Annotated in this window: 17 protein-coding genes; 4 read left to right on the forward strand and 13 right to left on the reverse strand. The window is 72.2% G+C overall.

Annotation, left to right across the window (positions count from 1 at the left end; genetic code table 11):
* Positions 1 to 46 precede the first annotated feature (46 nt).
* The gene (locus C6N31_RS24895; protein ID WP_138353319.1) at positions 47 to 1,564 is read right to left on the reverse strand and encodes a carboxyl transferase domain-containing protein; all 1,518 of its coding nucleotides are present in this window, start codon (positions 1,562 to 1,564) and stop codon (positions 47 to 49) included.
* Positions 1,565 to 1,737: 173 nt separating this feature from the next.
* Between C6N31_RS24895 and C6N31_RS24900 the strand changes: the two genes are divergently transcribed.
* Positions 1,738 to 2,745 (forward strand): lytic polysaccharide monooxygenase auxiliary activity family 9 protein, encoded by a 1,008-nt coding sequence (locus C6N31_RS24900; protein WP_198358255.1) that lies wholly within the window; start codon positions 1,738 to 1,740, stop codon positions 2,743 to 2,745.
* A gap of 95 nt (positions 2,746 to 2,840) precedes the next feature.
* On the opposite strand, the gene C6N31_RS24905 is transcribed toward C6N31_RS24900, so the two are convergent.
* A complete protein-coding gene (locus C6N31_RS24905) occupies positions 2,841 to 3,287 on the reverse strand; it encodes a MarR family winged helix-turn-helix transcriptional regulator (RefSeq protein ID WP_138353321.1) in 447 nt (148 codons plus the stop codon).
* A gap of 85 nt (positions 3,288 to 3,372) precedes the next feature.
* Here C6N31_RS24905 and C6N31_RS24910 point away from each other — a divergent pair, with 85 nt between their 5' ends.
* Positions 3,373 to 3,747: a cupin domain-containing protein gene (locus C6N31_RS24910; protein WP_138353322.1), complete on the forward strand. Its 375-nt coding sequence runs from the start codon at positions 3,373 to 3,375 to the stop codon at positions 3,745 to 3,747.
* Here the strand turns inward: C6N31_RS24910 and C6N31_RS24915 are convergent.
* From C6N31_RS24915 to C6N31_RS24950, 8 genes are all read right to left on the reverse strand, one after another.
* Positions 3,740 to 4,600, reverse strand: a complete 861-nt coding sequence (locus C6N31_RS24915; protein ID WP_138353323.1) for an esterase/lipase family protein — start codon at positions 4,598 to 4,600, stop codon at positions 3,740 to 3,742. The two genes, C6N31_RS24910 and C6N31_RS24915, sit on opposite strands and share 8 nt — an antisense overlap.
* A gap of 111 nt (positions 4,601 to 4,711) precedes the next feature.
* On the reverse strand, positions 4,712 to 5,950 hold the full coding sequence (locus tag C6N31_RS24920) for an MFS transporter (protein WP_138353324.1): 1,239 nt from the start codon (positions 5,948 to 5,950) through the stop codon (positions 4,712 to 4,714).
* A gap of 223 nt (positions 5,951 to 6,173) precedes the next feature.
* The gene (locus tag C6N31_RS24925; protein WP_138353325.1) at positions 6,174 to 7,160 is read right to left on the reverse strand and encodes a slipin family protein; all 987 of its coding nucleotides are present in this window, start codon (positions 7,158 to 7,160) and stop codon (positions 6,174 to 6,176) included.
* 202 nt (positions 7,161 to 7,362) lie between these two features.
* Positions 7,363 to 8,331 (reverse strand): helix-turn-helix transcriptional regulator, encoded by a 969-nt coding sequence (locus tag C6N31_RS24930; RefSeq protein WP_198358256.1) that lies wholly within the window; start codon positions 8,329 to 8,331, stop codon positions 7,363 to 7,365.
* Between the two features lie 199 nt (positions 8,332 to 8,530).
* Positions 8,531 to 9,559, reverse strand: coding sequence for a S1 family peptidase (locus C6N31_RS24935; protein ID WP_138353327.1), 1,029 nt, complete (start codon positions 9,557 to 9,559; stop codon positions 8,531 to 8,533).
* Positions 9,560 to 9,881: 322 nt separating this feature from the next.
* Positions 9,882 to 10,619 carry a DUF1684 domain-containing protein gene (locus tag C6N31_RS24940; protein ID WP_138353328.1) on the reverse strand — a complete coding sequence of 246 codons (738 nt, stop codon included), beginning with the start codon at positions 10,617 to 10,619 and terminating at the stop codon, positions 9,882 to 9,884.
* Between the two features lie 194 nt (positions 10,620 to 10,813).
* Entirely contained in the window at positions 10,814 to 11,704 is an 891-nt protein-coding gene (locus C6N31_RS24945) for an LLM class flavin-dependent oxidoreductase (RefSeq protein ID WP_198358257.1), read from the reverse strand.
* A gap of 467 nt (positions 11,705 to 12,171) precedes the next feature.
* A complete protein-coding gene (locus C6N31_RS24950; protein WP_198358258.1) occupies positions 12,172 to 13,422 on the reverse strand; it encodes a DUF5685 family protein in 1,251 nt (416 codons plus the stop codon).
* A gap of 290 nt (positions 13,423 to 13,712) precedes the next feature.
* Here C6N31_RS24950 and C6N31_RS24955 point away from each other — a divergent pair, with 290 nt between their 5' ends.
* Together C6N31_RS24955 and C6N31_RS24960 are read left to right on the forward strand one after the other, a co-directional pair.
* Positions 13,713 to 14,156 (forward strand): cell division protein SepF, encoded by a 444-nt coding sequence (locus C6N31_RS24955; RefSeq protein WP_138353331.1) that lies wholly within the window; start codon positions 13,713 to 13,715, stop codon positions 14,154 to 14,156.
* A gap of 243 nt (positions 14,157 to 14,399) precedes the next feature.
* Positions 14,400 to 15,188 carry a polysaccharide deacetylase family protein gene (locus C6N31_RS24960; protein WP_198358259.1) on the forward strand — a complete coding sequence of 263 codons (789 nt, stop codon included), beginning with the start codon at positions 14,400 to 14,402 and terminating at the stop codon, positions 15,186 to 15,188.
* Between the two features lie 36 nt (positions 15,189 to 15,224).
* Here the strand turns inward: C6N31_RS24960 and C6N31_RS24965 are convergent, their stop codons facing one another.
* The 3 genes from C6N31_RS24965 to C6N31_RS24975 form a co-directional block, all read right to left on the reverse strand.
* Positions 15,225 to 16,439 carry an acyl-CoA dehydrogenase family protein gene (locus C6N31_RS24965; RefSeq protein WP_138353333.1) on the reverse strand — a complete coding sequence of 405 codons (1,215 nt, stop codon included), beginning with the start codon at positions 16,437 to 16,439 and terminating at the stop codon, positions 15,225 to 15,227.
* Between the two features lie 50 nt (positions 16,440 to 16,489).
* The gene (locus C6N31_RS24970) at positions 16,490 to 18,265 is read right to left on the reverse strand and encodes an MFS transporter (RefSeq protein WP_232485612.1); all 1,776 of its coding nucleotides are present in this window, start codon (positions 18,263 to 18,265) and stop codon (positions 16,490 to 16,492) included.
* A 213-nt stretch (positions 18,266 to 18,478) separates the two neighbouring features.
* Complete coding sequence (locus C6N31_RS24975; protein WP_307811540.1) at positions 18,479 to 20,116, reverse strand: glycosyltransferase family 39 protein; 1,638 nt, start codon at positions 20,114 to 20,116, stop codon at positions 18,479 to 18,481.
* Positions 20,117 to 20,230: the final 114 nt, after the last annotated feature.

The following is a 20,230-nucleotide window of genomic DNA, read 5'->3' on the forward strand; positions in this document are numbered from 1 at the left end:
ACGACCCCTAATGAGGGAGAAGGGCTCTCTCATTAGGGCGCGAGCCTCACGAAGGCAGCCCGAGGTTGCGGTACCTGGCCCGCCGGGCGGCCAGCCGTTCGCCGCGGTCACGGGCCCGCAGAGCGGCCAGCTCGGTACCGAGCAGAGCGCCGAGGCGGGTGAGGAACTCGCCGGGGTCGTCCGCCGCGTCGGGAGTCTCCTCGACGATGGTGTCGACGATCCGGTTGGCGAGCAGATCGGCGGAACTCACGCCCTGCCGCTCCGCGACCTCGAACGCCCGGTCCGTCGTGCGGTAGAGGATCGCCGACGCGCCTTCCGGCGGGAGCGGCGAGAGCCAGGCGTGCCGGGCGGCGATGACGCGGTCGGCGGGCAGCAGCGCCAGGGCGCCGCCGCCGGCGCCCTGGCCGAGCAGCAGACAGAGGGTCGGTGCCCGGAGGGTGACGAGGTCGGCGAGGCAGCGGGCGATCTCCCCCGCGAGGCCGCCCTCCTCCGCCTCCCGGCTGAGCGCCGCACCCGCGGTGTCGATGACGGTGAGCAGCGGCAGGTCGAGTTCGGCCGCGATCCGCATACCGCGCCGCGCCTCCCGCAGCCCGGCCGGACCCAGCGGGGCGGGCCCCGCCTCGTCCGGGCGCCGGTCGTGGCCGAGCACGACGCACGGCGTCGGCCCGAACCTGGCCAGCGCGAGCAGCAGTCCGGGGTCACGTTCCCCCGCGCCGGTACCGCTCAGCGGGGTGACCTCCCGCCCGGCGCCATCCAGCAGCGCCCGCAGTCCCGGCCGGTCCGGGCGGCGCGAGCGCCGGATCGAGTCGGCGGTGGAGACCTCGGCAACCGTGCCCGCCCGCCGGTCGGCACCGGAAACAGCCTCCACGTCATCACCCGCCTCACCGCACAGCACGTCCAGCGCCCGCGCCGCGACCCCGGCCAGCTGTCCCGCCGGGAGCACGGCGTCGACCAGGCCGTTGGCCAGCAGGTTCTCGGCGACCTGGACACCGGCCGGGAACGGCTCGCCGTACAGCGCCTCATGGACCCGCGGACCGAGAAACCCGATCAGCGCCCCCGGTTCCGCGGCCGTGACATGGCCCAGCGATCCCCACGACGCGAGCACCCCGCCGGTGGTCGGATGCCGCAGGTACACGAGGTAGGGCAGGCCGGCCGCCTTGTGGTCGGTGATGGCGGCCGCGACCTTGACCATCTGCAGGAAGGCGATGGTGCCCTCCTGCATCCGCGTACCGCCGGAGGCCGGGGACGCGAGCAGCGGCAGCCGCTCCCGCGTCGCCCGCTCCACCGCGGTCACCAGCCGCGTCCCGGCCGCCACCCCGATCGACCCGCCGAGAAACCCGAACTCCCCCGCGATCAGCGCCACCCGCCGACCCCGGATCCGTCCCTCACCCGTGACGACGGATTCATCGAGTCCGGTCCGCAGCCGCGCCTTCTCCACATCGGCCCGGTACTCCGCCGCCTCGGGCAGCACGGTGACGGGCTCGTCCCACCGACGCCAGCTGCCTGCGTCGACGACGGCCTCGATCAGTTCCAGCGCGGCAGGCCGTCGGCTCGGTTCAGTCATGCCGCCACCCTGCCACGGCCGATCACCGGGGCGCGTTCTTAATCAGCTCTCAGGGGCCCCTTAACGCGCCCATAAAGATCGGGTTTTCGCAGTTGGCGGCGGGGTTCTGACGGTTCTTCGGGGCTAGCGTGCTGCTCGTTGGGCCCGTGCCACCGTCGAAGGAGACCCCCGGAATGACCGTACGTCGCAAGGCTGCCGCAGTCGCTGTCATGGGCTTCGGGCCGCTGGTGCTGACCGGCCTGGCCTCCGCTCCCGCGAGCGCGCACGGCTCGATGTCGAACCCGGTCAGCCGGGTGTCCGCCTGCTACGCGGAGGGTCCGGAGAGTCCGCGGTCCGCCGCGTGCAAGGCCGCTGTCGCGGCGGGCGGGACGCAGGCGCTCTACGACTGGAACGGGATCCGGGACGGCGAGGCGGGCGGGCGGAGCCGGTCCAAGGTGCCGGACGGAAAGCTGTGCAGCGCCGGCAACACGGAGTTCAAGGGGCTCGATCTGGCGCGGGCGGACTGGCCCGCCACGGCCATGAAGAGTGGTTCCTTCACCTTCAAGTACCGGGCCACCGCCCCGCACAAGGGCTCCTTCGACCTGTACATCACCAAGGACGGCTACGACCCGTCGAAGCCGCTGAAGTGGTCCGACCTGGAGGCGAAGCCGTTCGCGTCCGTCACCGATCCGACGCTCAAGGACGGCAGTTACACGTTCTCCGGCAAGGTGCCGCAGCGCACCGGCCGCCATCTGATCTACAGCGTCTGGCAGCGCTCGGACAGCCCCGAGGCCTTCTACACCTGCTCGGACGTGGTCTTCGGCAAGGACTCCGGCGGCTCGGCGCCGGCGCCGGCCACTCCCTCGCACAGCGCCACGCACAGCGCGCCGGCCACCATCGCGCCGTCGGCGGCCGCGTCCGCGCCGTCCGAGGCGCAGATAGCCGCGGGCGCCTCGCAGTCCACCGTCCACCACGACCACACGGCGGCGACCATGCCCGCCGCGGGCGGCAACGCGCCGCAGACCGACGGCTCCGCCGCGCCCACCACGCCTGCCGCCGGCACGAATCTCGCCGAGACCGGCGGCTCCAGCAGTACGGGGCCGCTCGCCATCGGCGGAGCCGCGGTGATCGCGGCCGGGGCCACGGTGCTGCTCGCGACCGTCCGTCGCAGGGCTACCGCGGCGGGACGTCGCCGCTCCTGACGACCGCTCCCCCTGATCCGGTGCCGCTGCCTCCCCACGGGCAGCGGCACTGCTGTGTCATGGGCACCCGCAGCGGTCGGCTACCGGTTGGTCGGCTACCAGTTGGGACGGATCGGGCCGCCCGGCGCCAGCCGGGCCAGGTCGTCCCGCAGGGCCTGCAGCCGGCGCTCGCCGAGGAGGGCGGCCCAGGGGCGTACGGCGTCGGCGGCGGCCGCCTCCGCGGCGCGGGTGCAGGCCCAGCCGCGGTCGGTGAGAACGACGAGACGGGCGCGGGCGTCGTCCGGGTGCGGGCGGCGCTCCACGTAGCCCTTGCCGACGAGTTCCTCGACCATCTGGCTCGCCGCCTGGCGGCTGACGCCGAGGTGTTCCGCCAGGTCGGCGGCGGTCGCGCCGCCCGGTGCCAGCCGGGCGAAGGCGAACCCGTGGGCGGGCCTGAGGTCGTCGAAGCCGCGGGCGACGACACCTTCGTGGATCACGGCGGTGAGACCGCCGGCCGCGGCGAGCAGGGTCGCGGTCAGGCTCATGGCGTCAGCGTTGTTCACGGGAACAGCTTGACACACTACGCAAGCTGCTTGACTATATTGTCAAGCAACTTGCTCAAGCAGGTTGACCATATGGAGGTACGCCATGCCTGTTGTCACCGCAACCGAAGCCGTCGTCCACGAGATGCACGGCGTCCGTTTCGTCTCGTACATCCTGCCCGCGCACGGCAGCGAGGAGCTGTGCGCCTGGCGCGGCGAGATACCCGGCGGCACCGCGGGGCTCGCCCACACCATCACCCGCGAGGAGGTCTTCCTCGTCCTGAGCGGCACGGTGCGGTTCAGCATCGACGGCGAGGTGTCCACCCTGGCGCCGGGCGACGCCGCCGTCGCACCCTCCGGCTCCTCCCTGGGCGTCAGCAATCCCACGGAGGAACCGGCCACGATGTGGGTCACCACCAGCGTGGGCCTGGAGGCCGTCCTCGCCGATGGCTCCCGCATCTCACCGCCATGGGTCAGCTGAGCACGGAAAGGCAGGTCGTCCGGGTGGCGTGCGCCGGGTCGAGGGCGTTCGCCGCCTCATGGAAGGCGATCCGGTCGGTCAGGCCGATCGCGACGTGCTCGGAGATGTCCACCGAGCACAGATCCTGCAGCAGCACATTGCGTACGTTCGACCCGGACAGGAACTGCGACGTATACGGCGTGACGACCTCGTCGTAACGGGTCGCGATGACGGTGTAGCGCACCCCGGGGACGGTGTCGCCGCCCGCGTTGAGGGTCTGCATGAAGACCGATCCGGCCACCTGGTCGGCGAGTCCGGGGACGATCGAGTGGATGGCGTCGGCCGCTCCGGGGAAGTACGGGAGCAGGTTGGCCAGCCCGTTGAGGGTGGTTCCGTGGTTGTCGGGAGCCAGGCCGACGAGGGCGTTCACCTTCGCCGCGCCACCGAGGAACTTCAGGTAGTAGCGCGGCATCATGCCGCCCTGGGAGTGCCCGACCAGGTCCGCCTTCGGCGCCCCGGTGGCCGCCAGCACCTGGTCGGTGAAGTCCGCCAGCTGCTGCGCGGAGTCCGCGATCGGACCGAGCCCGTCGAAGAACGGGATGCCGGGCAGCTGACCGTAGTCGAAGGAGAAGACGCAGTAGCCCCGGGCCACCAGATAGGGGGCGAACCCGAGCCAGTTGTCGGTCCCGTTGCCGAACGTTCCGTGCACGAGCACGACCGGCCGGGGGTGCTCGGCGGACGGCCGGCACGAGAAGTTGTTCCATCCGCTGGACGGGGCCGAATGTGCGGTTGCGGCGGTGGCGGCGGTCGGTGCGGCCGTCACCGCACATGCCAGAGCCAGCGCGGTGAGCATGCGCTTCCAGGGCAGCCTCATGTGATCTCCTCGCAGGTCAGGGAAGTCTTGGGACTCCACCCACGCTGTGATCCGGATCACAAGGTTGTTACGTTCACGTCAACTTACGCGCCAGTAGCAAAGGGCGGCTAGTTACGCGTCGGTAAAGAATTGGCCACCCCGGTCCGCAGCGGAGGTCACCTCGTCCGCTTCCGCCGCCGGGACCTGGAACAGGCAGTACGCCGCGGCGAGCACTCCCGCCGTACCGACGGCGGCGAGCAGCAGGCGGTGGTCGACGACCGCGACGAGGCCGGCGCCCACCAGTCCGCCCACCGCGGTGGGCGCGAAGACGAGCGTGCTCGCGGTGGCCGCGACCCGGCCGATCAGTGCGGCGGGCGTCTCCCGCTGGACGGCGGTCAGCGCCGCGATCAACACCCACGGCAGCCCGACTCCGATCGCCGCGCCGCCGATCAGGGCGGCGGAGACCCACGGAGTGGCGCGTACGGCGGCCCCGAGGGCGAACAGCAGCATGCCGGTGGCCGCGAAGACCCGTTCCGGCATCCGCCGCAGCAACGCCCCCGCGACCACTCCCCCGACGACCGAGCCCGCGCCCTGCCCCGCGTACAGCACGCCCACGAAGGCGGGCGAACGGTGCAGGCCCGCGTCGACCACCGCGTAGATCGCCGAGCTGCCGAGCGCGGAGAGCAGCATGGCGATCGAACCGACGGCCACCAGACGGCGCAGCAGCGGATGCCGGCGCAGGTACCTGATGCCCTCGGCGGTCTGTTCGCGCCAGCCCGTCGTAGCGGGGGCGGGCGGTTCCTCCCGCACCCGGACCATCGCGAAGACGGCCGCGGCGAGCGCGAAGGTGACGGCGTCGAGCACGGCGACGGAACCGCCGCCGTAGCGGACGTACAGGCCGGCGCCGGCGAGCGGGGCGAGCAGTTTCATCGCCTCGTTGGCGGTCATCCGCAGTCCGTTGAAGTCGCCGCGCAGTTCGCCGGGGACGGTGGCGGTGACGACGGCGGCCTCGGCCGCGTCGCAGAGCACCGACGCGGTCCCGTACAGAACGAGCACGGCGAAGAGGATCCAGACCAGGTCCGCCGTACGGACCACGAGCAGCAGCGGCAGCAGGGCGGCCATCGCGGCGTTGACCAGCACCAGGAGCGGGCGGCGGCGCACCCGGTCGACCACGGTGCCGAGCAGCGGACCGGCCAGCGTCGGGGTCCACAGACAGACGCCGACCAGCGCGGCGAGGCTGCTGGAGCCGGTCAGCGACTTCACCCAGATACCGGCGGCCAGCATCATCGCCGAGCTGCCGAAGCCGGAGACCAGCACCCCGGCCAGATACCTTCCCGCGTCGCGGTCGCGCAGGACCCCCCAGGCCGTCATGACTCCCAATCTAATGCTTGGGAGTCATGACGGCAACGGGCCCGACAGGGCGGAACAAGCGGCATCCGGGCGGCACTCACCAAGGTCTACGGCTGGGGCCGGGAGGCCGGTGCGGTGAGCGGCGCCGTCGGCGGACAGCGAGCGACGAACAGCGGCGGCCGGCGGACTGTTCGGTCCATCGGTCGCTGTTCCGTCGCGTCGGTCGCTCGCTCGACCGCGGTGGTTACTCCTCGTTCTTGGCCTGGGAGTTGCTCTCGACCGGCGCTGGCGGCGCCGACGTCAGCGCGGGCGTCGGATCAGCGGGGGTCGGCACGGCGGCGAGCGGAGGGATCGGGGGGACCGGGGGGATGGGTACGACGTCGGGTACGGGCTCGTTCGCAGGTGGTACGGGTGCGGCGGCGGGCTCGGGATCCGCGGCGGGCCGTACGGCGGCGGGCTCGGCGGCCGGTGCCGGCGGCGTGGGCGCGGCGCGCTCCAGGAAGCGCAGCAGCTCGACCGGGAACGGCAGCACCAGCGTCGAGTTCTTCTCGGCCGCGACGGCCACCACCGTCTGGAGCAGGCGCAGTTGGAGGGCGGAGGGGTTGTCCTCCATCTGCTTGGCGGCCTGGGCGAGCACCTTCGACGCCTGCAGTTCGGCGTCCGCGTTGATGATCCGGGCGCGCCGTTCACGCTCCGCCTCGGCCTGCCGGGACATCGACCGCTTCATCGCCTCCGGCAGCGACACGTCCTTGATCTCGACCCGGTCGATCTGCACACCCCAGCCCAGCGCCGGGCTGTCGATCATCACTTCCAGGCCTTCGTTCAGCTTCTCCCGGTTCGACAGCAGCTCGTCCAGATCGCTCTTGCCGATGATCGAACGCAGCGAGGTCTGGGCGACCTGGGACACCGCGAAGCGGTAGTCCTCGACCTGGATGACGGCGTCGACGGCGTTGATGACCTTGAAGTACACGACCGCGTCCACCTTGACCGAGACGTTGTCGCGGGTGATGCCGTCCTGCCCGGGAATGGGCATCGTCACGATCTGCAGATTGACCTTCCGCAGCCGGTCCACCCCTGGAATGACCATGGTGAATCCGGGACCCTTGGGCTCCGACCTGAGCCGGCCCAGCCGCAGCACGACACCCCGCTCGTACTGCCGCACCACCCGGGCGGCAGCCACCCCGTAAACGGCCCCGGCCGCTAGGACGGCGGACACCAGCTCCACGATCATTTCGGCCCCCTGCCGTATACACGTGCAGTGTCTCCAGCGTACTGCGGGAACCCCCGCCGAGCGCCGGTCGTACGGGCGGGGCGGCGCACGGCAGGGGCGCCGGGGTCCCACGGGGCAGCCGCACCGCACGGACCTCTCCACGCCGCCGTACCGCACCGCCACACCACGCCGTCCGCCGCACCGCCCGCCCGAACCGTGCCCGTCAGTCCGGCGGCGTACGGTCCGCCGCGCGCAGCAGCCGGGCGGCCACCACTCTCAGCTGCTCGGCGAGCTCGGGCGGTTCGTGCACCTCGAACTCCACTCCGAGGAGGGCGATGAAGACGGTGAGGCCGTCGAGCGACTCGGCGCCCGTCCGCAGTTCGCAGGTCTTGTCGTCGATCGCCTCGATCGTGCCGAAGCCCGTCCAGCCGAAGTCGGCGACCGCCTGCGCCGACATGTGCAGGGTGATCCGCGCCTGGTAGCGGTAGGCCCTGGTGGTGACCCCCTTGGCGACGTACGCCGCCGCGTCCTCCGGGGGTTCGCGCGGTGCGAAGCGCGGTCCGGTGGGTGACTTGGGGTCGATCCGGTCGACGCGGAAGGTCCGCCAGTCCTCCCGGCCGGTGTCCCAGGCGAGCAGGTACCAGCGGCGCCCGTGGTTGACCAGGCGGTACGGCTCGACCGTGCGGCGGCTGGAGGTGCCGCGGTGGTCGCTGTAGTCGAAGCGCAGCCGTTCGCGGTCGCGGCAGGCCGCGCCGATGGCGGTCAGCACGTCCTGGCCGACGGTCGCCCGGCCGGGCGGGGGCGCGTGGACGGTGATCGCCTGCATGGCCTGGACCCGGTGCCGCAGCCGTGACGGGAGCACCTGCTCCAGCTTGGACAGCGCCCGGACGGAGACCTCCTCGATCCCGGCGACGGTGCCGCCCACGCCGGTGCGCAGGCACAGCGCGACGGCGACCGCCTCCTCGTCGTCCAGCAGCAGCGGTGGGAGCGCGGCGCCCGCGCCGAGCCGGTAGCCGCCGGCCGTGCCGGGGGCGGCGTGCACCGGGTAGCCGAGGGTCCGCAGCCGGTCGACGTCGCGGCGCACCGTGCGCGCGGTGACGTCCAGGCGCGCCGCGAGGTCGGGGCCGGACCAGTCCCGCCGGGACTGGAGGAGCGAGAGCAGACGCAGCAGCCGCGCCGAGGTCTCCAACATGCGGTCAGTCTGCCAGCCGTCGCGGACAGCCACTGACCGCATGGGGCGGAGGTTCACGGGTGCACGGCACCCGAAATCCACGGGGGTCCACGGGGGTACGGCACCTCTGTACGGGCACATGGCAGAGCCCCCGCCGGCAGGGTCGGCGGGGGCTCCGTCCTGTTCGCTGCAGGCCGTCGCCGGTGTCGGTGGTGGTGCGTCAGTAGACGCTGACTCCGTAGGCACTGAGCGCTTCGGTGACCGGCTGGAAGAACGTCGTCCCGCCGGAGGAGCAGTTGCCGCTGCCGCCCGAGGTGAGGCCGACCGCGATGGAGCCGTTGTAGAGCGAACCGCCGCTGTCGCCGGGCTCGGCACAGACGTTGGTCTTGATCATGCCGTAGACGATGTCGCCGCCGCCGTAGTTCACGGTGGCGTTGAGTCCGGTCACCGAGCCGCTGTGGATGCCGGTGGTGGAGCCGCGGCGCTTGACGGGTTCACCGACGTAGGCGTTGCCCGCGCTGGCGATGTCCTGGCTGCCGACGGCGCCGGGGTGCGCGATCGAGGAGTTGTCGTAGCGGACGATCCCGTAGTCGTTGTTCGGGAAGCTGTTGCCGGTGGTCGGGCCGATGGAGGTGCCGGAGGACGTGGTCCAGGCCGGGTAGCCCTCGGTGCAGTGGCCCGCGGTGAGGAAGTAGTACGTGTTGCCGCTGCGGACGTTGAAGCCGACCGAGCAGCGCCACTGGCTGGTGTAGATGGCGTCCCCGCCGGAGAGCAGCTTGCTGAACTTCCCGGCCACGCGGTTGATGCTCACGGCGTCGCCGTAGCTCGCGGTGGCCTTGGTGAGCTTGGCCAGCTGGGCGGCGGTGACCCGGCTGTCGACGCTCACGGCGAGCTTGTTGGTCAGCGGGTCGACGGACCACGCCGAGCCCGCGATGTCGGCGGACCTGGCGGCCTCGCCTGCCTTGTCGAGTACTGCCGAGCTGAAGCGGACGGTCCTGGGTGTCGCTCCGGCCGCCCGTACGGCGTCGGCGGCCCTGGCCGAGGTGACGTTGACGACGGTGGTCTTCGACGCCGCGTCGTAGTAGCTGCCCGCGGTGGCCGCGGTGCCGAGCGAGGTGGCGACCGCTGCGGCGGCCTCCGGGGTTGCCGTCGCCGTGGGGGCGGCGTTGGCGGCGGGCAGCGTGAGCGCGGTGACGGCCACCAGGCCGGACGTCACAGCGAGCAGGCCGGCGCGTCGGGTGATTTTCATTCATTCCTCCTGTGGGGGGTGGAGGTCAGCTCGGCCTGTCAGCGCCGCACCGATTAACGAACTCGACGTGACCCTGACAAGCACTGGACGGGAGTATTCAGAGCCCGCGCGGAACACACAAGGGCGCCTTTCGGCCGCGCCGTTCGGACGCGACGGCGCCCCGGCGTCCGTACGGACCACCGAGGCACACCCGTGCTGACGACATCTCAACCGGCCGCGGCCGTCTCTCGAACGGACCTCGGCCGGAGCATCTCGAACCGGAACCGGAACCAGCCACCGAAGCCGGTCCCACCGGGTTTCGAACCGGGTTTCGAGCCGGGTCTCAGCTGGTGAGCACCTTGCTCTCGCCCGCTTCGAGTGCGAAGGGCAGCGTGTTGCCGGGCGGCGGGAACGGGCAGACGAAGGCGTCGGCGAACGCGCACGGCGGGAGCAGCGTCCGGTTGAAGTCCAGCACCACGCGGCCGTCCGCGGCGGGCGCCGGGGTCCGCAGGAAACGGAAGCGGTAGCTGCTCCTTCCGCTGGTCGCGTCGGCGATGACGCCCCAGAGCGTGCCGTCCTCCTCCACCGCGACCGCGAGCGAGTGCTCAGCGCCGTCCACGGTGAAGGCCAGTTCGCCGCTGACGCCGAGTCCGCGCTCCCGGCCGTCGGCGTGCGGCACGCGCACGGCGCGTCCCTCGGGGTACGGGCGGAAAACCGCCGGCAGCACCCACCGCTCGTCGTAGTCGAACGCGCCGATCCCCGCGAAATCACGCCGGGCGTCCGAGGCCGGGTCCCAGATCCGGAGGGCGAGCAGCCCCTCGCGGTCGATCGCCACGATCCGCTTCTCGCCGAACAGCACCGGCTCGCCCTCGGGTTCCAGCCGCCCGAAGACGCCATCGCCCTGGTGGACCACCGAGCCGTCCTGCTCCCGCCACTCCCCCGGCAGCCCGGGGATCTTCCCGTCCGCCGCGTCGGCGAGCCAGTACGTGCCGGTCAGGGCCAGTGGCCCGTACGGCGCGGCGACCGACTCGGCGCGCCGCTCGCGCCAGTTCTTCCAGTCCTGCTCAGTCTCGGAACTCATGGTCATCAACCTTCCATAGCGGCTGCCGCAGGCCGAGATGATCGCGCGGCGTCGTGCTCCCCGTACTCCGGTCGGCGGCTGCCCTCCGGCCGGACGGTGGGGCGGTGGCCGGAATTGGCCCGTCCGGATCGCCGGCGGCGGTCAGCCGACCGGACGGCCCACCGTGCCGCACACCGGGCGGCTCACCGTTCCGCTCACCGTGCGGCGGCCGGGCGGCTCACCGGACGGTCCAGGCCGAGGTGTTCACGCAGCGTCGTGCCGGGCTGGAAGCGGCGGAACAGTCCGCGTTGCTGGAGCACGGGCACGGTCGCGTTCACCAGCCGGGCCAGATCCCGCCGCGGATCGGCGGGCCGCACGTGGAAGCCGTCGGTGATCCCGTCGCGGTGCCAGTCGCCGAACAGGTCGGCGAGGACCACGGCGTCGGCCGGATCGAACAGTTCGACGGCGAGCGAGGCCAGGACCGTGAGCCGGTCCGGGTCCCGGCCGTACGCCGCCGCCCGGCGGCGCAGGTCAGTGCGGGCTTCGTACGCCAGCCGCTCCGAGTGCGGACCGCCGACCCGTACGTACGCCACGTCCGCGTGCCGCGCGGCCGTCTCGCGCGGCGCCTCCAGCGTCGCGTCGACCGCGAGCACCGGCCGGCCCTCCAACGGTCCGGGTTCGACTGACGTCACGTCAGGGAACCCGGCGGCGTCCGCCCAGCCGTCCCGCAGCAGGGCGTCCGCGTCGGGGAGCAGCGGCGTCCAGCCGGCCCGGCCGCGGCTGACCCGGTCGAGAGTGGCGAGCGCCGCCGGGACGGGGACCGGCCCGTGGTGCGTGGCGGTGACGGCGGCCACCAGGCCGATCCGGTCGGTGGCGGGTGCGACCCGCGTGAGGACGGCGAGCGCGTCGAGCCGTCCGGCACCGCCGTAGGCCGGCGCCGGGACGTCGTCGAGCGTGACGAAGTCCAGCGCGCCGCGCTCGGCGAGCCGGGCGAGCTCGATGCAGGAGGAGGCCTCGTACGGTTCCGGATGCCGTTCCCGGCCGTCGATCGCGAAGGCCAGGTGCAGCGGGCGGATGGGCCGATGGCCTGGAGGGGTTTCGGGCATGCGGAGACTCCGTGGACACACTGGAGGAGCACGGGAGTTGCCTTCACGCACGCCGCGTCCCTCAACGCGACCGGGTCGTCATGACCGTGGCCCGAGGCTAATCCCACAGCGTCGCCCACTGTCAAGCATGTCCAACTGGTGGGCACCGCGTCTCAGCGTGGTTGACGGATGGGGACGGCGGCTGTTCCACTGACCCCATGCGCAGCTGTCAGTTGGTCACCCGCGACCACATCGACTTCGGTCGGGTGTGGTCGTCCTCGTGTTGTCGCTGACCCTTTAGGGCCTGCTCGGCCGGCCCTGGCTCCGCCCGCCCGCGCGCACTGTCCCACTCCCGCCGCGGCCGCTTCACCTCAGGCTCTCCCGTAGCTCTCCCCGTCAGCCCGGTCTTCCTTCCCGCACCCACGCCACCTTCTCTCCCTCCCTCGTTACGCACCTTTCGAGTTCGAGAAGGACTCTTCATCTCCCGTTCAACACCCGCAGTCACAACCGCAATCGCAGCAGTCGCACCCATCACAGCAATCGCAGCCATCGCAGCAGTCGCAGTCGCAGTTCGAGCACCATCCCTCGCGGCGCCTGCCGTTCCACGGGTCCTCGTAGTGGTCCCGGCAGCAGAGCTGGCAGGTGCAGCACAGCCCGCTCCACAGCGCGCACCCGGCGATCAGCCCTCGCCGGCGCGGCGGCTCGGGCGGCGGGAAACCGTTGGGCGGGAAGCCCGGTCCGCCGGGCGCGTACGGGCTCTGACCAGGACCGTACGGATTCCCGCTCAGCTGCGGCAGCTCCAGCTGCCCCAGGTCCAGACCCTGGGCCGGGCCGAGACCCTGCCCTTCGAGCGCGTTGGGGTGGGTGTGCGCGCAGGAGCCGCCGAAGGCGCGGTCCACCGAGCGCCGCAGCTCATGGGCGAGCAGGACGTGGACGAGCCGGCCGTCGGTGAACTCGGTGTCCTTCAGTGCCAGCCGCACCCCGCGCACCGCGTCGTCGCACAGCCGCCGGGCCTCGTCGCGGCCGGTGCCCGTCGCCGTCAGCGGGTTCCACGCACCCGACGCGGCGTCAGCCGTCTGGTCCTCGACCGCGTCCAGCAGATGCGCCAGCCGGCCGAAGAGCCGGCCGGCCTCCTCCAACGGCGCACGGTTCCCGGGCCGTCCGGCGAGGACCGCCGTGTAGCCGAAGGCGGCCGCGGTCGCGGTCTCGGTCGGCTCGGTGACCGTCAGCAGCGGGGTGCCCGTCCTGGCCAGCGCCTCGATCCCGGACTGCCGGTCCACCGCGTCCACCAGCACCGCCGTGTCGAACCCGAGCCCGCCGCCGGTCCGCGCGCCGGCCCGGTCCCAGCGCCGGGCGACGGTCCGCGCCGCCGCCGCGACCGGCCGCCGCCCCATGGCGCCGTCCCGGTCGTCGATATGGTCACGCATCTTCGCCGACGCCAGCACGAGCGAGACGGCGGCGGCCAGCCGCGCGCCCTCGCCCGTCGCCACCGGCGCGGTGCGCATCCCGCGCAACGGACAGGGCCCGGCGGTCCGCCGCCACTTCGCCGACGCCGCCGCGCCCGGGACCTGGGCCTCGACCAGCGCCGAGATGATCAGCCCGTCGTAGTTGGTGGCGATGCGGGCCAGCTGCCCGTGGTCGTCGCGCAACGCGAGGCACAGCCCGCACAGGTGCGCCATCCAGGAAGTGGCGAGTCCCTCCGACATCCGGTGGCGACACGGCCTGATAATTCCGAACAACGCTCCCCCAGCGGCTTCATCGTACGATCGGCCCGACATGCTACCGATGGAACGATCTCATGACTGGCGTACCGCCGTCCGGCCGTGCGGCGTCACCCGGAAGAGGGGAGCGCTCCCATCACTTCGTCACCATCCGTATGCCTATGGCTACCTGACTCCCCGACACCTATCTTGTGCACCAGTACCGTCACAAGTCCCCTGGGTGGCGGCTATCCGCTTGGCGCATCATCGGCATCATGGACGACCATAGGGGTGCGGACGATATTGACCGCGTGTGAGAGGAGGCGTCCATGGGTTCGGTTCGACGGGCGAGTGCCTGGCTGGGCCTCGTCGACGACAACGGCGACGAGAGCTACTACGACGAGGAGTACGCCGACTACGGCGAGGGATCCGAGCGCGGCGACACCTGGGTGACCGACCCCAGGGTCCAGGTGGCGAGCGAGACGGCCGAGGAACAGGGCCGCCAGATCGCCACCGTGACCCCGGACGGCTTCCGGGATGCCCGCGGCATCGGCGAGCTCTTCCGCAAGGGCGTGCCGGTGATCGTGAACCTTACGGGTATGGAGTCGAGCGACGCGAAGCGCGTCGTCGACTTCGCGGCGGGTCTCACCTTCGGGCTTCGCGGCTCGATCGAGCGCATCGCCACCCGTGTCTTCCTGCTGACCCCCGCCGACTACATGGTCCTCAACGCCGAGTCGAAGCGCGGCGCCGACGGATTCTTCAACCAGAACTGATCAACCACGCTCAGCACCACGGAAGCAAGGTATGGACAACGCTGTGAGCAGCCTGGGAGCCGTCGTAGACGGTCGTTGCTAGTCGTCCCTGGTCACCCTCGGACGGCCCCCAGGCGGCCCGGAGCTGATGCCGCATCCGACGGTCAGAGCCTTGGCGTGTGCCCTTTTCGGCTTCGCCCTTGATCCGCCCGGACTCGGCGCGTCCCTCATCGAGCCGGGCCGTCGGCCGCTCAAGATGGTCCCATGCCAAAGCCCCGCAGTCCGCTGCCCCGCCGCCGCTTCCTCGCCGTAAGCGCCACAGCTCTGCTCGGCCTCGGTGCCGCGGCGGCGCCGGCGGCCGCGCGTGCCCGGCGGGTCCCCGCACCGGAAGCCGAGGTCAACGCCGGTTCCATGGTGATGGCCCTCACCTTCGACGACGGCCCCAGTCCGCAGTACACGCCGCAGGTGCTGGACGTCCTGCGCGCCCACAGCGTCCATGCGACGTTCTTCGTGTGCGGCGACAACGTCGGGCTGTACCCGGACGTGGTGCGCCGCATCGCCGCGGAGGGGCACTCGCTGGGAAACCACACCTGGTCCCACGCTCATCTCAGTGACCTGTCCGCCGCGGACGTACGCGACCAGATGCAGCGCACCCAGGACGCCGTCACAAAGACCGGTGTGCGGGCGCCGGTGCTGTTCCGTGCCCCCTACGGCGACTTCGCGGACGCCTCGCTTGCCGTCTGCGCCGACCTCGGGCTGCGCCCGATCTCCTGGTCGGTGGACCCGACGGACTGGGCCAACCCCGGCACCGGCACCATCGCCGACCGGGTCGTCGCCGGTGCGGCCACCGGTGCCATCGTGCTGAACCACGACGGCACCGAGGGCGGCGACGACGATCCCGCGCCCGGCAGCGGCGGCGACCGCTCACAGACGGTGGCCGCGCTGAAGAACTACCTGCCCCGGCTGATCGACGCCGGCTACACGTTCACCACCCCTGATGCCCATCCACCGGGCAGGAGCGGGGTGACTCCGCAGGCTCCGGCAGGACGCTGACCTGCGGCGGCGCTCACCGGAAGGCGTCGAGTCCGGTCACCTGAAGGCGTCGAGTCCGGTGAGGGCCTTGCCCAGGACCAGTTGGTGCATCTCCACGGTGCCCTCGTAGGTGAGCACCGACTCCAGGTTGGTCGCGTGCCGCATCACCGGATACTCCAGCGAGATGCCGTTGGCGCCGAGGATGGTGCGCGAGGTGCGGCAGATCTCGATCGCCTCGCGCACGTTGTTGAGCTTGCCGAAGCTGACCTGCTCCGGGCGCAGCCGCCCGGCGTCCATCCGCTGCCCGAGGTGGTGGGCGAGCAGGATGCCCTTGTGCAGTTCGACCGCCATGTCGGCGAGTTTGGCCTGGGTGAGCTGGAAGCCGCCGATGGGCCGGCCGAACTGTTCGCGGGTCTTCGAGTACTCCAGCGCCGATTCGAAGCTGCTGCGGGCCGCGCCCATCGCGCCCCAGACGATGCCGTAGCGCGCGTGGCTCAGACAGCTGAGCGGGCCCTTGAGGCCGGCGCCCTCGGGGAGCACGGCACCGGCGGGCAGCCGGACGTCGTCCAGGACGAGTTCGCTGGTGACCGAGGCGCGCAGGCTCCACTTGTGCTTGATCTCCGGCGCCGAGAAGCCGGGGGCGTCGGTCGGGACGACGAAGCCGCGGATGCCGTCGTCGGTGCGGGCCCAGACCACGGCGACCCCGGCCACCGAGCCGTTGGTGATCCACATCTTGCGGCCGTTGAGCACCCAGTCTCCCCCGGACTCCGTCCGGGAGGTGCCCCCACCGTCGCGCTTGGCGTACGTCCGCATCCCGGCCGGGTCGGAGCCGACGTCGGGCTCGGTGAGGCCAAAGCAGCCGATGACCTCGCCGGAGGCCATCCGCGGCAGCCACTCCTGGCGTTGCTCCTCGGAGCCGAAGCGGTGGATGGCGTACATCGCCAGCGATCCCTGTACGGAGACCAGCGAGCGGATCCCGGAGTCGGCCGCCTCCAGTTCCAGACAGGCCAGGCCGTACTGGACGTTGCTGGCGCCCGCGCAGCCGTAGCCGGTGAGGGACATGCCGAGCGCGCCGATGGCGCCGAGTTCCCGGGCGAGCTCCCGGATGACGGGCAGCTCGCCCGACTCGTACCAGCCCGCCACGTACGGCAGTACGCGGTCCGCGGCCCAGTTCCTGACGGTCTCGCGCACCGCGCGGTCCTCGTCACTGAGCAGATCGTCGATCCCGAGCGGATCGTACGGATCGAACGGCGGCAGCGCGCTCCCGGACATGACGGTCTCCTGGGTGAGCTACGAGGTGATCTACAAGGTCGTGGACGACGCTACGTGCGTGCTCCCGCCACGTAAAGTCCCGCCTGCTGTTCGCCCGCCGACACCAGGCGTTCGGCGTCGGGCGCGTGGTACTGAGCGGGCAGCGGGTGGCCCGAGTGGTCCGGGTGGTGGCCGGAGTGGTCCGGGTGCTTCGCGAGGGACGGCCGGTGTTCCGCGGCGGACACCTCGTGGGCGGGGGTCTCGACTTCTGCGAATCCCTCCGCTTTCAGGAGGAGGGCGCCGCAGTCCATCACCCGCGGGAGGCGGAGCGCGGCGAGCGCGCCCAGCAGCAGCAGGCCGGCGCTGACGACGAGCGTGACGTGCAGCCCGGTCACGAAGGAGTGCCGGGCGGCCTGCCGCAGCGCGGCTCCCGCCGGGCCGCCGAGCCGGCCGGAGACGTCGTACGCCTCCCCCAGCGAGTTCCCCGCGGCGGCGCCGTCGGCGGACGGGACGCCGGGGACGTGCGCCACGCCGGGGCCGTACGCGGCGTTCATCACGCTGCCGAGCAGCGCGATGCCCATGCCCGCGCCGAGTTGGTAGGAGGTCTCGCCGATGGCCGCGGCGCCGCCCGCCTGAGCGGCGGGGGCTTCGCTGAGCATGGATTCGTACGCGCCGAAGATCGTGGTCTCCAGGCCGAATCCGAGGAGCACGAAGGCGCCGGTGAGCAGCATCGGCCGGTCGGTCTGTCCCATCAGGGTCAGGGACAGGACGGCGACGGCGGTGAGCACGAACCCGGTGCCGACCATGGCGCGTGGCCCGAAGCGGTGCAGCAGGCGCGAGCCGCACAGTCCGGCCGCCATCGCGGCGAAGGTGAGCGGCAGCAGGCGGAGCCCGGTCGCGAAGGGGCTGAGGCCGAGCACCAGTTGCAGGTACTGCACGGCGATCAGTTCGAGGCCGACGAGCGCGAGCATGGCCAGGACGATGCAGCCGACGGAGGTGCTGAAGGTGGGGCGGGAGAACATGCCGATGTCTATGAGCGGGTGTTCGCGGCGCTTCTGCCGGCGCACGAAGAGCACCAGCAGCACCGCGCCGACCACGACGGGACCGATCGCCCCGGGGTCGAGCAGGCTCGCACCGCCGCCGAGGCGCTTGACCCCGAGGACCACGCCGAGGACGCCGAACGCCGCCATGAGGGCGCCGAGGACGTCCCACGGGCCGCAGCCCTCGCCCTTGGACTCGGGGAGCAGCCAGCGCGAGAGCGGCAGGATCACGGCCATCAGCGGGATGTTGATGAGGAAGACCGATCCCCACCAGAAGTGCTCGACGAGGAAGCCGCCCAGTACCGGTCCGACCGCGGCGCCCACGGCGGCGACGGCACTCCACACGCCGATGGCGACCGCGCGCTCCCGGCGGTCGGGGAAGACCTGGCGGAGTATCGACAGCGTCGCCGGCATGATCATGGCGCCGCCGACCCCGAGCAGCGCCCGGGCCGCAATGAGGACGTGCGCGCCGGTGGCGAACGCGGCGAGGGCCGAGGCGAGGCCGAAGAGCCCGTAGCCGATCAGCAGGATCTTTCGCCGTCCGACGCGGTCGCCGAGGGTGCCGAAGAGGATCAGCAGCGAGGCGGCGACGAGCGGATAGGCGTCGACGATCCACAGCAGCTGTATCGCGCCCGGGTGCAGGTCCTCGGTGAGCGCGGGGACCGCGACGTGCAGCACGGTCGCGTCGAGCGCGACGAGCAGCAGGCTCACGCACAGGACCACCAGGACGGTCCAGCGTCCGGCCGGACGCTGATGCGGTGGGACGGCTGCCGGCCTCACCGAGCCGACCGTTGTCGTCCCAGTCATCTACGTACCTCCCAGCGGGGTGCTCTCACTACCTCGGAACTGGACGTCGCTACACCATTCCGGTTGACCAGCGGTAAAGGCGAGTGAGACGACAGAGTACGCCAGGTGGAGGTCTGGTCATGTGGCCCACCTCACCTTGACGGAATGACCCGCTCCGGGGGCGGCGGCGGGACGGTGCGCCGGTTCCCTTGCGGGGCCTGGCCAGGACCGGGATCAGCGCAGCGTGATGACGGTGGCGGTGCCCAGCGACCCGGTGGTGCGGATGGTGCGGGTGGTGACGGAGTGGCCGTCGATGAGGTCGCGCAGCGCGGCGGCGCCGGGCTGCAGCCGGCCGTGCCGGAAGAGCACGAAACTGACCCTGGTGCCCGCCGGGAAGTCCGTTTCCGCCGCCTGGGCGTAGGTGATCGCGTCGCAGCCCGAGTACCAGCCCATTTCCGGTTCGTACCCGGTGACCAGCAGGCACGGACCGTCCGAGGCGAGTTGTTCCGCCACCGGAACCGTCGAGTCACGCTCCGCGTTCGGTGCGGGCATCGCCCCGCGGGCCACGGACATGGCGGTCGCCGGGACGGTGATGGCGGCGAGCAGCGCCACGGCCGTCAGGACGTGCGCGGACCAGCGGCCGGTCAGGTCGGCGATCGCCTGCACTCCGAGGATGGTGAGCAGCACCACCGACAGGTAGATGAAGCGCGGCTCCCCGTCGGTGGCCATCCCGAGCAGGACGACGACGAGCACGGCCGTCGACCCGAGGAACACCTTCCGGCGGGCCGTCCGGCCCTCGGTCCCGGTGCTCAGGCGCCGCCGGAACGCGGCGCCCGCCGCGTAGAGGCCGGCCGCCATCACCACCGCGCCGAGGTCGCCGGCCAGTCGGTACGGGAAGATCCCGAGGTAGTAGACGAATCCGTCGCCCACGTAGGCGCGGTTCGCGTGCGAGGTGGCGGAGAAGATCAGCCCCAGCGGCCAGCCGGCCACCTTCGTCGCGTAGACGAAGTGCGGCACCAGGCCGGCGAGGAAGACCGCCGCCGCCACGGCCAGCCGGCCGCGCTGCTCCAGCCAGGCGCGCGGCCCGTAGGCGGCGACGGCGGCGATCGCGATCGCGACGAGGTTCCCGGCGACGCCGTAGCGCAGGTAGAACGCGGCCAGCGCGACGGGCGGCACCCAGAGCAGGGCGCGCGAGGAAGGTTTCTCCTGCGCCCTCGTCAGCAGGTACACCACGATCAGCAACAGGCCGGTGGAGCCGATGTCGTTGAGGAACTCGGGGAGCCGGCGCAGGAAGCCCAGCCCGCCCAGCACCAGCAGCGCCGCGACGGCCGCCCGTCGCGGGGTCGTCCAGCGGGCGGCGACGACATACGTGACGGTGAGGGTGAAGAGCGCCAGGACGAGCGCCACCGCCCTGACCGCCCCGACGGTGTCACTCAGGCCCAGCGCGAGCCGGCCCAGCACCGGCAGTCCGATCGGCCGGTAGGTGCCCCAGCCCGCGTCCGGGGTGCCGTCCAGCCAGGACCGCGCCTTGTTCGCGTAGACCGCCTCCTCGTGCCCGAGGTACGGCTCCTGGTCCTGCAGCGCGGCCCAGACCACGGCGGCCGCCGCGAGCACCGCGGCGGGCAGCGCCCAGGACGGGACATGGCGCAGCCGGACCACGAGCCAGGACAGCACGTACGGCGGTTTGCGCCCGGCGGTCGCCCAGGGGCGGGCCAGCAGCCACGCGGGAGCGGCCACGAGCAGGAACGGAAGGGGCTGCCAGCCCGGCAGCGGGCCGCCGACGCCGACGGCCGGCAGGATCTGCTGGACGACCGCCGCTGCGGTGAACACGACAGCGACGACGAGTGCCGGCTGCCTCCCGGGGCGGACCACGGCGTGCTCCTCTGGTTCGTCCTGCGCTTCGATCCTGACGCTGCGTTACCTGCCGCGCCCGGCGGGCCCGAAGGCCCAGGTCACGCGGGTACCGCCGAGGCGGCCCCAAACGCT

The sequence above is a fragment of the Streptomyces fildesensis genome, assembly GCF_016107395.1.
Taxonomy (GTDB): Bacteria; Actinomycetota; Actinomycetes; order Streptomycetales; family Streptomycetaceae; genus Actinacidiphila; species Actinacidiphila fildesensis.